Here is a 12,424-nt window from a genome sequence, read left to right as displayed (position 1 = left end):
TGACATGTCGATCCAACCGTCTATCCCCGCCAAGCCCGATGTTGAATTCGAACTGGTTGACGCCGCCGACATCGGCGACGTCCAGCAGCCCCTCACATTCCTGCAGCGGCTTTCCGCCAGCGACGGGTTTCGCCGTCTCTGCATCCTCGTTGCGCTTGGTCTCATCTGGGAGCTTTATGCCCGATGGGTCGACAATCCGCTGATCTTGCCGACCCTGAGCGACACCCTCGTCACTTTCGTCTCCGACCTGAAGAGTGGCGTGCTGCTCGACCGCATCGGCACATCTATTCGCTCGCTATTGCTGGGCTATGCGGCGGGACTGCTGCTTGCAACAGTCTTCACCACGATCGCGGTCTCAACGCGGCTTGGATCGGATGTGCTGTCGACATTGACCGCCATGTTCAATCCTGTCCCGGCGATTGCGCTCTTACCTCTCGCCTTGATTTGGTTCGGGCTTGGCACGCCGTCGCTGGTGTTCGTCATCATCCATTCAGTATTGTGGGCCGTCGCACTCAACACGCTCACCGGTTTTCGCAGCGTCCCCACTGTGTTGCGCATGAGCGGCCGCAATTACGGCCTTCACGGCATCCGGTATGTTGCCTTCATTCTAATCCCCGCCGCTTTTCCTTCGATCCTCGCGGGGCTGAAGATCGGCTGGGCCTTCGCCTGGCGCACGCTGATCGCCGCTGAACTTGTTTTCGGCGTCTCGTCCCGCTCCGGCGGTCTCGGCTGGTACATCTTCGAAGCGCGCGCCGAACTCGAAACAAGCCGCGTATTCGCAGGCCTGCTCGCCGTCATCCTCATCGGCCTCGCGGTTGAAGCCGTGATCTTCCGCTTCATCGAAAAGCACACCGTGCAACGCTGGGGCATGCAGCTCTAGTGCCTCTCCTCAGTTTTCTCCCAACACATCATCCATCGAAAAAGGACATGAAAAAATGCGAACGATGATCAAGGCCCAATGGATTGTCGCCAACGACGGCCGCGGCCATACCCTGTTGCGCGACGGCGTTGTGGTCTACGAGGACCGCCACATCATTCATGTGGGAAAGACATTCGACGGCCCCGTGGACAAGACCATCGATGCCGGCGCCAAACTCGTGGCTCCCGGCTTCATCGACACCCACGTCCACTCCGGTCATCGCGCTTCGCATCGCCTGATCACCGACAGCGGACGGCCGCTCTATTTTGGCCAGCCGTTTCTCGAAATCAGCGTGCCGAAGGAAGGCAAGACTGTCTCCGGTGATCCGCGCTACTTGAAGCCCGGTGACAAGGAACTCGACGCGGCTCTTGACCTGAATGCCCTCTTCACCGTTGCCGAGCTTCTTCGCAACGGTGTGACCACGTTCGTGGAATTCGGAAGCCAGGAGAGCGTGCAGCTCGCGCTCAACAAACAGATCGAACGATTGGGCACGCGCGCCTATCTTGGACCGGGCTACGATTGCGGCCGGTGGGTCGGCGACGCGCGCGGCGGACTGAAGCGCATCTATGACAACGAAGGCGGCCTGCGCGGCCTGAAAACGGCTGTGGATTTCATCCATAAATACAATGGCACGCAGGACGACCGTGTCCGCGGCATCCTGGTGCCGCGCGAGGTCGAGACATCGAGCGTCGAACTTCTCGAACAGACGCTGGTACACGCCGACGAACTGAAAGTGCCGATGGCAACCCACGCCGCCTACAGCATTCTCGAATTCCACGACATCGTCCGCGAACATCAAATGACGCCGATTGAGCTGCTCGACAAAGTCGGCATGCTGCGCACGACGCTGAACATCGGGCACGGCAACCTGATCGCCGACAATCCCAACCTGAACTATTCGGGCGCGCGTGATCTCGAGTTGATGGGTTCGCATCAATGTTCGATCTCGCACTGCCCGATCAATATCGCGCGGCGGGCACGCACCCTCGACAACTGGAATCGTTATCGGAAAGCCGGCGTCAATATCTCGATCGGCAGCGATACCTATCCCCGCGACATGATGATGAACATGCGCACCGCCTCATTGATGGGCAAGATCATGGGGCACGACTATTACAAGGCGCCCGCAGGTGAGGTCTTCGCCGCCGCGACACTCGGTGGCGCGAAATCACTTGGGCGCGACGATCTCGGAAAGCTGGCAAAGGGCGCCCTCGCCGACATCATCATCATCGACTTCGCGGGCAAGAACTCCTTACGCTACGGACCTGTCCGCGACCCGATCAAGAGCGTTGTCGATTGCGGCGTGGGCGACGACGTCGACACCGTTATCGTCAATGGCAAGATCTGCATGGAAGGCGGCGTGATCCCGAATCTCGATGTCGACAAGTTGCGCGAAGATGCGCAGAAATCAGGCAATCATGTCTGGTCCACGGTGCAGGATTGGGATCCGCGCGGACGCTCGGCGGATGAAGCGAGCCCCTGGTCGTTCCCGCTGCACTGATTGCGTGCGCAAGGCGCAGCTTGGAGAGAAGCTGGATCGAAGAATCCAATGGAGCCAGTGTCATGAACACACTGGCTCCTTCAAGAAACCACTTGCATCCGGTATTTCGTCTATCGCCATTTTGCAGCCAAGCTTGGAAGGAAACTTTGGAGGAGAGCTGGCCGCGCCCTAGCGGTAAAATCGCACTCCAAAAATATTTTCGTTTTTTTGATCGGCCATGTCACAGGGCCGAGGGTTGTCTCGTCCTGATATCGAATGCGCACGCCGATGGGAGCCACCCGGAGGCTGGCGCCCTTTATCAGGGATCAGACCATGCCCATGAAGATCGTAATCATCGGTGGCACGGGGCTCATTGGCTCCAAGACCGTCAAAATCCTGCGTAATGCGGGCCACGAAGTGGTCGCCGCCGCCCCCAAACTCGGTATCAACACGATCACCGGCGAGGGATTGGCGGAAGCGCTTAAGGGCGCAAAGGTCGTGATTGACCTCGCAAACTCACCATCGTTTGAAGACAAAGCGGTGCTGGAGTTTTTCGAGACCTCTGGCCGCAACCTGCACTCCGCAGAACGCACTGCGGGCGTGCAGCATCACATCGCACTCTCGGTCGTGGGCACCGAGCGCCTGCAGGAGAGCGGCTATTTCCGCGGCAAGCTCGCGCAGGAAAAGCTGATCAAGGGCGGCGGCATCCCTTACACCATTGTGCACTCGACGCAGTTCTTCGAATTCCTCGGCGGCATCGCCCAGTCCGGCGCCGAGGGCAACACCGTGCGGCTGTCGCCCGCTCATGTGCAGCCAATCAGCTCGGACGACGTGGCGAAGATCATGGCCGAGGTGGCACTGAGCAAGCCTGTGAACGGCACCATCGAAATCGCAGGTCCCGAGCGCGTGCGTCTCAGCGATCTGGTGGCGAGCTATCTCGCCGCCCTCGGCGACGCCCGCAAAGTCGTGACCGACGATCAGGCCCGTTACTTCGGCGCGCTTTTGCACGACGGTTCACTGGTGTCGGACAACAATCCGCATCTCGGCACCATCCGCTTCGAGGACTGGCTGGGCCCGCAACTGAAAACCGCCTGACAACAATCCATCACACTGGAGACCAACATCATGAGAAAACTTCTTTGCGCACTCGCGTTCGTTGCCCTGCAGGTCAGTTCATCGCTGGCGCATGACGATAAGTCCAAAGTGACACTGGTGTTCGATCATGTTCTGCCGAACGTTCCGGGCAAGAGCATGAGGGGCGTGCTGGTGGAATATCCGCCCGGCGGATCATCCGACGCCCACACCCATCCAAGCTCCGCCTTCATCTACGCCACCGTGCTGGAAGGCGCGATCAACAGCCAGGTCAACGACGGCCCGGTGACGACCTACCGCGCCGGACAGAACTTCTCCGAGAATCCGGGCGACCGCCACGGCGTCAGCGCCAATGCCAGCACGACAGAGCCAGCGAAGCTGCTCGCCGTGTTTATCGTCAACACCGACGAGAAAGACCTGGTCCTGCCTTACCGGAAGTGAGCAGGCCCGCCTCATACCTTTGTTGAATCGATCAATTTGGAGATCGCATAATGACACCGCGTTTGAACGACCACTTCAAGCTCGCTCCCGCTGCCATCAAGGCCATGTACACCCTGGAAATGGCTTTGCAGGCCAGCGGTCTCGAACATAACCTGCTGGAGCTAATGAAGCTGCGTGCTTCGCAGATCAACAAATGTGCCTTCTGTATTCACATGCACACCACCGACCTGCGCAAGCACGGCGAAAGCGAAATGCGGCTTTACATGTTGAACGCCTGGCGCGAATCTCCCCTCTACACAGCGCGGGAACGTGCGGCGCTGGCGTGGACCGAGGCGCTGACACTAGTGGCAGAAACTGGCGCACCTGACGCCGACTATGAACTGATCAAGGCTGAATTCACGGAGGGCGAACAAGTGAACCTGACGTTGGCCATCGGCGCGATCAACACCTGGAACCGATTGCAGGTCGGCTTCCGCGCGCTGCACCCGGTGGAGGAGTCGCGTGACGCAGCCTGATGCTGCAGTTAATGAGTTCGAAGCGCACCGGCCACGGCTGGTGCGCCTCGCCTATCGCATGCTTGGTTCGATGTCGGACGCCGAAGACATCGTGCAGGAAGCGTGGCTGCGTTGGCAGCGCGCCGACCGTGCTGACGTGCGCGAGCCTGCTGCCTTTCTCCACCGCACTGTTACGCGGTTGTGCCTCGACTTCATCAAGTCTGCGCGGACGCGGCGCGAAATCTATGTTGGTTCATGGCTGCCCGAGCCCATCACTGAGCCCGAGGACGAAGAGATGCGTGCTGATGAACTGACACTCACGCTGATGATGGCACTGGAGCGGCTCTCCCCGCTCGAACGTGCCGCTTTCCTTCTTTGTGATGTATTCCAGGTGCCGGCGGACGAAGTCGCCTTGACCTTGGAGCGCGACGCCGCCGCGATCCGCCAGTTGGCTGCACGCGCCCGCAAGCATGTGCGCGATGCCAAGCCGCGCTACCAAGTGGATCGCGCTGAAGGCGACCGCATCGCGCAGGCGTTCTTCAAGGCTTCATCGAGCGGCGATGTTGATGCGTTGCGCAGCATGTTGGCCGACAGCGTGGTGCTGAAAGCCGACGGCGGCGGCAAGGTGATCGCGTCCATCAATCCGATCCTCGGCAGCGGCCGCGTCTCGCGCTTTTTCGGAGGCATCTATCGCAAATACACCGCGCAGCCCGCGAGGTTCCTCCAGCCGATGTGGATCGACGGCCTGCCCGGCTATGTCAGCCGCGAGCGCGACGACGTGCTGCAGACCACCGCATTCGAAATCGAAGACGGCCGCATCATCGCCATCTACATTACGCGCAATCCGGATAAGCTGGGGCGCGTTACGAAGGCGTTGAAGAATTAAGTTGGTGACCGCTCAAGCGGGATCAACGTCGCCACAACACGATCGGACTCTCGATCGCTTTCAGCTAGTCCAGCGGCAACACCTGCCCGATCCGCCTCGCTGCGGTTCTGGCTCATCTTGCGTTTGGCATCGATGCGCGAGACCGGCATGCGAAGACCAACGATGCCGCGCAGCTGCGACTTGATGAAGTCAGCCGGCGCATCTGTGACAGCCCAAGCCTCAGTACGCCCAGCCTCGGCGCGCGGGCGCTCGTAAAGGTCGGTCAGCCGCGTGATGACGTCGTAAAGCCTGTCAGTGTCCTCGAAGAACTCGGCCTGTCCATAGGCATGGACGGCCACATAGTTCCAGGTCGGGACGACCTTGCCGTGCTCCCGCTTCGACACGTACCAGGACGGCGTGACATAGGCGTCGGGGCCGTTGAAGGTGGCAAGCGCCTCGCCCACCGGCGTTTCCTTCCATTGCGGGTTGGCCTTCGCCACATGGCCGTACAGAACACCGTGTTCACCTTCACGATCGTCAAAGAACAGTGGCAGCGGCGTGCAAATCAGCCCGCTTGCTGTGGACGTGACAAAATTGGCGAGGCGCGCGCCGCGGATCGTTGCGTGGATCGCCGCGAGCTCAGTGTCCTTGAATGCGGGCGGGATATACATCGTGCAACTCCGATTGTGGATGAGAGGCGCGTTCAGCGTGGCGAAGGAAGAGGTTTTCGGCCGCCCCACACGATGATGATGGCAGCGATCAAATTCATCATCGCGGCGATGATCAAGGCCGGTCCGTAACTATTGAACGTGTCGCGCAGGATGCCGAACAAGCCCGGACCGAAGGCGCTCGCAACGGCAATGGCCGAGGCCGCAACGCCGAACACTGCGCCGAAGGATGCAGCGCCAAACTCGCGACGCGCAATAATCGGCGAAAGCGTCGTCAGGTTTCCGATCGTGAGCCCATAACATACGCTGGTGATCATCAGGCCTGCCGGGTTCGACGTCATCGCCATGGCCGCAAGGGACGCCGCCGCAACGAGCAGCACGCCGCAGGTTGTCCATCGCAGATCGACACGATCGGCGAACCGAGCAAGCGCAATTCGGCCAACAAACGCGGCCAGCGCCGCGGCGGACACCGCAATCGATGCGCCGTGATCGCCCAGCGTCGGCGCGACCAATGAGACGTGGTGGCTCAGGAAACCGATCTGCACCATCAAGCTCAGGGCGAATGAGATCATTTGCGAATTGAAGTGCCGGGTGGTCATCGCGCCCCTTCGCGACCAGAGCGCCTCAGCCTTCTGCGTGCTGCCAGTCGAAGATGTCTCGCCATCCGGCAACAGCCCCATCTCCTGCGGCGTGCGCTTCAACACGAAGAATACCACCGGCAGCACAATGAGCAGCGACGATGCTCCGGCAAGGATCAGCGCCGTGTGCTCACCGAACACGGCTATGCCAGCCAACAGCAAAGGCGTTCCGATCATTCCGCCGATGCTTGCGCCGAGCAGCGCCATGGACACCGCGCGGCCCTGATGCCGCTCGAACCATGGAGCGAGCGTCGTGCTGATCGATGTCGGCGACAGACACGCTCGGCCCAGTCCCATCACAGCGAAGACGAGGAAGACCTGCCACGCCTGCTGGCAGAAGGCCAACGCAGGCACGGTGACACCCAAGATAACGGCCCCGGCTCCAATCACCGGCTTTGGCCCGAAGCGTGCGGTCGCCGCTCCCACGCTGATCAGAAGAACTGCGTTCACCAGATAAGAAACTGTCACCGCGGTTGAGATCAGGCTGATGGAGAAGCCCGGCCGCTCGGCGAGCACATGAATGTAAACTCCCATTCCGAAGACGGTCAGCGACCATCCAACGACAGCCACAAGCAGGCAGCCGACCACGATCCACCACCCATAGAACATGGGAGGGCGGCTCTTGGTCTTCGTCTCAAGTGCGGTGGACATCGTCTCTCGGAGGGAAAACAACTCAGGTCGCGAACGCCGGAATACGCAGCGCTCGAATCCCGATTTCCGCTGGAGAATGCCCGATAACTGGTCCAGAATACATATCCAGTTTTAAGAAAAACAGGTAGTCCAGTTGACAACACTGAAAGCCGCGCAGCGGGCGGATCGTTCACCGGGTGCGCAGATCTGCAGCAATCTGCGGGCGCAGATTACGGACGGTCTCTATGCTCCCGGCGCAGCGTTGCCTTCGTCGCGGGCGCTTGCCGCCGAACTCGGTGTGTCCCGCACCACGGTCACTGCCGCCTACGATCAACTGATCGCCGAGGGCTATCTTGAAGCCAAACAAGGGTCGAAGACCCGCGTTGCAGCGTCATTCCGGCCGCCAGTTCTGGCGCCCACCAAACCGGCGACGGCACGCGCACCGGCCCGCGATCTTTCGGCATTCGCACGCCGCGTGCTGACTTTTCCTCTCATCGATCGAGGCGATCCACCCGCCATCGATTTCAGATACGGCGATCTCTCGTCCGACGATTTTCCGACTCTTCCGTGGAAGCACGCCATCGTGCACGCGCTCCTGCAGAAACAGCCACGGCTAAGCTATGCTGATCCGTCCGGACTTCCTCAACTCCGCAACGCCCTGCAAGGTTATCTCGGACGCGCGAGAGGCATCCGCTGTGATGCCGATCAGATCATTGTGGTGAGCGGCTCCCAACAGGCGCTGGATCTGTGCGCGCGCATTCTGCTCGATCCGGGCGATCCCGTGGTGGTCGAGAACCCGGGCTATCCGGTCGCCCGCCAGGTGTTCGAAGCCATCGGCGCGAAACTTCATCCCGTTCCGGTCGATCAGGACGGCATGCAAACGGACGTGCTTGAAGATATGCGGAAAGGACGTCTCGCTTACGTGACGCCATCCCATCAATATCCGCTTGGTGGTGTCATGTCGGTCAGCCGCCGGCAGGCGTTGCTGAGTTGGGCCGCGCGTGCAGGCGCTCACATCATCGAGGATGACTACGATTCCGAATACCGCTACGACGCGCGGCCGGTGGAAGCGTTGCAGTCGCTCGACCGTGCAGACGTGGTGATCTACGTCGGCACGCTTTCAAAGACACTGTCTCCGCAACTTCGTCTTGGCTATCTGGTCGTGCCCCATCATCTGGCCGCCGTGTTTTCCGCAGCGAAGCGATTGACGGACCGCCATACGCCCACCCTCGCCCAATCTGCTTTGGCCGACATGCTGGAGTCCGGCGCGTACGAACGTCATGTGCGCCGCGTTCGGCGTTCAAACAGCGAGCGCCGAACGGCGCTGCTCGCAGCGGTGAAGAAGCACTTCGGCAATGGCGTTACCGTTTCGGGCGCAGATGCCGGGCTTCACGTCATGCTCTGGCTGCACGGCGTGCCGCGAAACAAGGAATCCCAACTTGTCGAAGCGGCCAAAGCGAATGGCGTCGGCGTTTATCCCGTGGGCCCGCTTTTTTTCGGATCGAAGGATCGCCCGAAAATGGCCGGGCTTGTCCTCGGCTACGCGAGCACACCGCTCGCCGACATCGAACGGGGAATCCGTGAGCTGGCGCGGGTGGCGGAAGCGCTGTCACGTTAAATACGTCAGATCTCTGCCAAAGCTTCCGCGAGGTGCGCGACCATCGCGCGTACAGATGGCTTGGCGGCGCGGCCACCGGTGAACACCGCATGCACATCGACGAAGCCTAAATCCCAGTCCTCCAACACGCGGACCAAAGTGCCGCTTGTCAGTTCGTTTCGCAAAGCGCCGGTCACGCTCATGACAATGCCCATGCCGGTGGCCGCCGCCGTCAACGCACCTTCGAGCGCGGGAATCCTGAGACGCCCCTCGATGCGAACCGAAGTGGTGGTGCCGTCCTTGTGGAATGTCCAGTCGCGAGCGCCTTGCGGCCCCACGATCACCGAATGGGCGGCGAGGTCCGCTGGTTTGATCAAAGGCGGCGCGGTCTTCAGGTAGAGTGGTGACGCAGCGAGGATGCGCGGCCAGCTCTTCAGCTTACGGGCGATGGCGGTGGAGTCCGTTAATTGTCCAAACCGAATGGCGACATCGACACCTTCCCGCACCAGATCCTGCCGCTGATCCTCCAGGATCAGCTCGACTTGCAATGCCGGATGACGATCCAAAAAAGGCTTGAGACACGGAATCAGCACCCGCACGGCCATGGCTGTGCCGACCGCGACCCGCAGCAGCCCGCGCAGCTCGCCGTCGCCGCGCGCCGCGTGCTCAGCTTCATCAAGGTCCGCCAGGATCGGCTCGATCCGCGCGAGGAAATCGGTGCCGGCATCAGTGAGCGTGACAGCGCGCGTGGTGCGGATCAGCAGCGAGGCGCCGACCTCGCGCTCCAGCGTCGCGATGGTGCGCGAGGCCGAGGATTGCGGCACGCCGAGCTCCCTCCCGGCCGCGGAAAAGCTGCCGAGGTGGGCGACCCGCACAAAAAGCCGTAGGGCATCCAGATGATCACTCATATCAAAAATGGATAACTCAAAGCCATATGGGCTGGCTACTGCTTTGAAATGGAAAAGTCGATGTTCCTGACACGGCGCTGGTCGCGCCCCCAAACAAACAGGAGAAGTTCGATGTCTTTCCAGGAAGTTCTGACCAAGATCGCCAGCTCGGACCTGCCGCTGCAGGGCAAACTCGATGCCATCAGACATGAATTCGAAAACAACGTTGCGCCGAAGGCCGTGGTCGACGTGATGCACCGCGCCACCGAGGAACTGATCGCGGCGGCCGCCCCGGGTAAGGCCCTGAAGGCTGGCGACGTCGCCCCGGAATTCACGCTACCGGATCCGGACGGCAACCCGGTCTCGTCCAAGACCCTGCTGGCGAAGGGACCACTGGTAGTGACCTTCTATCGCGGTGTCTGGTGCCCCTATTGTAACTTCGACCTTGTGGCCCTCGAAGCGGCCCGCGCGGAGATCGAAGCACGCGGCGCGACCTTGATCGCAATCTCGCAGCAGACCGCACCGAACAGCCGCAAGTCGCAGCGGCAGAATGCGCTCGGCTTCCCAATCCTCAGCGACAGAGGCGGCGATCTCGGCGCGCAGTTCGGCGTTCGCTGGACCCTGCCCAATGATCTGCGCGAGGTGCACAAGGCCCTCGGTGCTGACCTGACTGCGTTCAACGGCGAAGAGAGCTGGACGCTGCCGATGCCTGCACGTTACGTGATCGGCCAGGACGGCGTGATCGCCTACGCCGAAGTCAACGCCGACTACACCCGTCGGCCCGAACCGTCCGACATCTTCCCGGTGCTCGAACAGCTTCGCCAGCACAAAGCTGCGTGATCTGCTGGGTTGTTATCAACTGCCGGGCCGCATGATGATGCGACCCGGCGGCTGCGATCGGGGCTGCGCGCCCATCATAGGGCCTTCGTACCGATGTGAATTGGAGTGAGCTTGAAGCATCATGGATCGACGAATATTGTTGCTCCGATCGACATAAGCGAGACCCCGCCGCGCCTGATTGGACCAGCATGACGTTTTCAATTGTAACCTACGCAGACAATCATTTTGACGGTGTGGACGCACTTTGGCGGGAGGCGTTCCCGAATTCCCCACCCTGGAATGCAGCCCACATCTCCATTCCCGAAAAGCTGAAGATCCAGCCGGACCTCCTCCTGATCGCGGTCGAAGGCAATCATGTCGTTGGGTCGGTGATGGCCGGATACGACGGTCACCGTGGCTGGCTTTCGCGCATCGCTGTTTTGCGGTCACATCGTCTCGCAGGGATCGGACAGGCGCTTATTCAGGAAGCCGAGAAACGGCTCGCTGCATTGGGTTGCATCAAGATCAATCTTCAGGTTGTCGGCTCGAATACATCCGTTTTGGGCTTCTACGAGAAGGCCGGATATGAGGTTGAAGAACGCGTGAGCATGAGCAAGCGCATCTTCAAGACCTGAGCGGTGCATACTCTGACCTATACCGGACCTTCGCTCTACAGCCGATCTCGCACCACCCTCACCCATGGCGCGGCATGAAACGCGCTCATCAAGAGATACATCACGCTCATTCCACTCAGCGGCGATGCGTGCGCCGCTGAGCAGAGTGTGTCCGCCGGACCGCCACCGAGCGTGCTTGTCAGGACCGCCATAAGGGCGAAAGTCGGCGACGCCGCCAGAGCGAGAAAATCAGTCATCCTGAACGGGGAGACATTTCGGCGGGTCGTCTCTCCGCCGGAATTGCCGCAACACGCGCGTCTCATGGTTGCGTGCCTGCATCCTTATTGCGGAAGGCCGCTTCTCCAGCGTCGGACACCTCAACCCACCTCGGATCGGGCGCGGCACCCGCGACGTAACTGTCGTTCCAATTCCACCACTTGTACGTCCGCTCCTGCGGATAACCCTGTGGCGAGTCTTCCCACTCCTCCTGACGCCCGAGCGCCGTGAGATCGAGGTAACTCCAGACGGTGCCCATTGCCTCATCGCCGCGGTTGTTGATGAAGTAGGTGCGGAAGATGCGGTCGCCGTCGCGGATGAAGGCGTTGTGGCCGTGCCATTCATCGACGCCGAAATCAGCATCGAAGCTGTCGGTGATGGTGACCCAAGGCATGCGGTCCCAGCCCATCCGCTTCTTCAAGCGTTGAATATCCGGCTGCGGAGCGCGCGAGGCATAGACGAGCGTGGTGTCGCGCGCGTGCAGATGCGCAAGATTGGAGACCTGATCAGCGCCAAGTGAACAGCCGATGCAGGCATGCTCCGGCCATCCATGCACACCGGGCTCAAAGAAAGCACGGTAGACGATCAACTGACGGCGGCCTTGAAACAAATCGAGCAGACTGACTTTGCCATTGGGTCCATCGAAGGTGTACGACTTCTCCACGGCCATCCATGGCATGCGGCGGCGCTCGGCGGCGAGTGCATCACGCGCGCGGGTGTGCGCCTTTTCCTTCACCAGCATCTGCTTGTGAGCGGCGTCCCATTCTTGCTTCGAGACGACCGGTGGCGTTTGCATGGCGGAGTGTCCGCCCTTTCCGTTATGCGTCATGATTATCAAAACTCCTCGGTTGGCCGAACCTGCAGCCCTCAAAAATGAGGCGCAACGCGGTTCGCTGCTCTTCGTAGGATCGTTTTGACACCGGGCATCCATCCGGTGGGAGTAACAAGTGTGGCGCTATTCCAACTTGCCGATGAGACGGCGCACTGCAATTTATCCATCGCAA

At 60.7% G+C, this 12,424-nt stretch carries 14 protein-coding genes; 9 read left to right on the top strand and 5 right to left on the bottom strand.

Translation table 11 applies throughout. The features are described 5' to 3' along the window. Nucleotides 1-4: 4 nt before the first annotated feature. The 6 genes from ACZ5C3_RS08315 (at nucleotide 5) to ACZ5C3_RS08290 (ending at nucleotide 5,312) form a co-directional block, all read left to right on the top strand. Entirely contained in the window at nucleotides 5-880 is an 876-nt protein-coding gene (locus tag ACZ5C3_RS08315) for an ABC transporter permease (protein ID WP_464036782.1), read from the top strand. 55 nt (nucleotides 881-935) lie between these two features. Beyond that, nucleotides 936-2,420: a chlorohydrolase family protein gene (locus ACZ5C3_RS08310; RefSeq protein WP_464036780.1), complete on the top strand. Its 1,485-nt coding sequence runs from the start codon at nucleotides 936-938 to the stop codon at nucleotides 2,418-2,420. A gap of 318 nt (nucleotides 2,421-2,738) precedes the next feature. After that, a complete protein-coding gene (locus ACZ5C3_RS08305; RefSeq protein WP_464038292.1) occupies nucleotides 2,739-3,494 on the top strand; it encodes an SDR family oxidoreductase in 756 nt (251 codons plus the stop codon). A 27-nt stretch (nucleotides 3,495-3,521) separates the two neighbouring features. Continuing rightward, nucleotides 3,522-3,932, top strand: coding sequence for a cupin domain-containing protein (locus ACZ5C3_RS08300; RefSeq protein ID WP_464038291.1), 411 nt, complete (start codon nucleotides 3,522-3,524; stop codon nucleotides 3,930-3,932). Between the two features lie 50 nt (nucleotides 3,933-3,982). Further along, complete coding sequence (locus tag ACZ5C3_RS08295; protein ID WP_464036779.1) at nucleotides 3,983-4,447, top strand: carboxymuconolactone decarboxylase family protein; 465 nt, start codon at nucleotides 3,983-3,985, stop codon at nucleotides 4,445-4,447. Beyond that, nucleotides 4,434-5,312, top strand: a complete 879-nt coding sequence (locus ACZ5C3_RS08290; RefSeq protein WP_464036777.1) for a sigma-70 family RNA polymerase sigma factor — start codon at nucleotides 4,434-4,436, stop codon at nucleotides 5,310-5,312. The genes ACZ5C3_RS08295 and ACZ5C3_RS08290 overlap by 14 nt, the downstream gene beginning before the upstream one ends. On the opposite strand, the gene ACZ5C3_RS08285 is transcribed toward ACZ5C3_RS08290, so the two are convergent. Then, the gene (locus ACZ5C3_RS08285; RefSeq protein WP_464036775.1) at nucleotides 5,309-5,962 is read right to left on the bottom strand and encodes an FMN-binding negative transcriptional regulator; all 654 of its coding nucleotides are present in this window, start codon (nucleotides 5,960-5,962) and stop codon (nucleotides 5,309-5,311) included. The two genes, ACZ5C3_RS08290 and ACZ5C3_RS08285, sit on opposite strands and share 4 nt — an antisense overlap. A 32-nt stretch (nucleotides 5,963-5,994) precedes the next feature. Continuing rightward, nucleotides 5,995-7,248, bottom strand: coding sequence for an MFS transporter (locus tag ACZ5C3_RS08280; RefSeq protein ID WP_464036774.1), 1,254 nt, complete (start codon nucleotides 7,246-7,248; stop codon nucleotides 5,995-5,997). Between the two features lie 133 nt (nucleotides 7,249-7,381). On the opposite strand from ACZ5C3_RS08280, the gene pdxR reads away from it, so the two are divergent. After that, on the top strand, nucleotides 7,382-8,845 hold the full coding sequence (gene pdxR, locus ACZ5C3_RS08275; RefSeq protein ID WP_464044641.1) for a MocR-like pyridoxine biosynthesis transcription factor PdxR: 1,464 nt from the start codon (nucleotides 7,382-7,384) through the stop codon (nucleotides 8,843-8,845). A 5-nt stretch (nucleotides 8,846-8,850) separates the two neighbouring features. Here the strand turns inward: pdxR and ACZ5C3_RS08270 are convergent, their stop codons facing one another. Beyond that, the gene (locus ACZ5C3_RS08270; protein ID WP_464036772.1) at nucleotides 8,851-9,732 is read right to left on the bottom strand and encodes a LysR family transcriptional regulator; all 882 of its coding nucleotides are present in this window, start codon (nucleotides 9,730-9,732) and stop codon (nucleotides 8,851-8,853) included. Nucleotides 9,733-9,885: 153 nt separating this feature from the next. On the opposite strand from ACZ5C3_RS08270, the gene ACZ5C3_RS08265 reads away from it, so the two are divergent. Next, nucleotides 9,886-10,551: a peroxiredoxin-like family protein gene (locus ACZ5C3_RS08265; protein WP_464038289.1), complete on the top strand. Its 666-nt coding sequence runs from the start codon at nucleotides 9,886-9,888 to the stop codon at nucleotides 10,549-10,551. 188 nt (nucleotides 10,552-10,739) lie between these two features. Then, nucleotides 10,740-11,165, top strand: a complete 426-nt coding sequence (locus ACZ5C3_RS08260; protein WP_464036770.1) for a GNAT family acetyltransferase — start codon at nucleotides 10,740-10,742, stop codon at nucleotides 11,163-11,165. Nucleotides 11,166-11,200: 35 nt separating this feature from the next. Here ACZ5C3_RS08260 and ACZ5C3_RS08255 read toward each other — a convergent pair whose 3' ends face one another. Beyond that, entirely contained in the window at nucleotides 11,201-11,401 is a 201-nt protein-coding gene (locus ACZ5C3_RS08255) for a hypothetical protein (protein WP_464036768.1), read from the bottom strand. Between the two features lie 62 nt (nucleotides 11,402-11,463). Further along, nucleotides 11,464-12,249: a DUF899 domain-containing protein gene (locus ACZ5C3_RS08250; protein ID WP_464036767.1), complete on the bottom strand. Its 786-nt coding sequence runs from the start codon at nucleotides 12,247-12,249 to the stop codon at nucleotides 11,464-11,466. Nucleotides 12,250-12,424 lie beyond the last annotated feature (175 nt).

It is taken from the genome of Afipia dichlorophenoxyacetatis (assembly GCF_055386385.1).
This window is presented reverse-complemented; position numbering and strand designations above follow the sequence as displayed.

Coding starts and splice junctions, on each gene's coding strand:
- ACZ5C3_RS08310 (WP_464036780.1), top strand. CDS start 936: ATGCGAACGATGATCAAGGCCCAATGGATTGTCGCCAACGACGGCCGC.
- ACZ5C3_RS08285 (WP_464036775.1), bottom strand. CDS start 5,962: ATGTATATCCCGCCCGCATTCAAGGACACTGAGCTCGCGGCGATCCAC.
- ACZ5C3_RS08305 (WP_464038292.1), top strand. CDS start 2,739: ATGAAGATCGTAATCATCGGTGGCACGGGGCTCATTGGCTCCAAGACC.
- ACZ5C3_RS08250 (WP_464036767.1), bottom strand. CDS start 12,249: ATGACGCATAACGGAAAGGGCGGACACTCCGCCATGCAAACGCCACCG.
- ACZ5C3_RS08280 (WP_464036774.1), bottom strand. CDS start 7,248: ATGTCCACCGCACTTGAGACGAAGACCAAGAGCCGCCCTCCCATGTTC.
- ACZ5C3_RS08260 (WP_464036770.1), top strand. CDS start 10,740: ATGACGTTTTCAATTGTAACCTACGCAGACAATCATTTTGACGGTGTG.
- ACZ5C3_RS08295 (WP_464036779.1), top strand. CDS start 3,983: ATGACACCGCGTTTGAACGACCACTTCAAGCTCGCTCCCGCTGCCATC.
- ACZ5C3_RS08315 (WP_464036782.1), top strand. CDS start 5: ATGTCGATCCAACCGTCTATCCCCGCCAAGCCCGATGTTGAATTCGAA.
- ACZ5C3_RS08270 (WP_464036772.1), bottom strand. CDS start 9,732: ATGAGTGATCATCTGGATGCCCTACGGCTTTTTGTGCGGGTCGCCCAC.
- ACZ5C3_RS08255 (WP_464036768.1), bottom strand. CDS start 11,401: ATGACTGATTTTCTCGCTCTGGCGGCGTCGCCGACTTTCGCCCTTATG.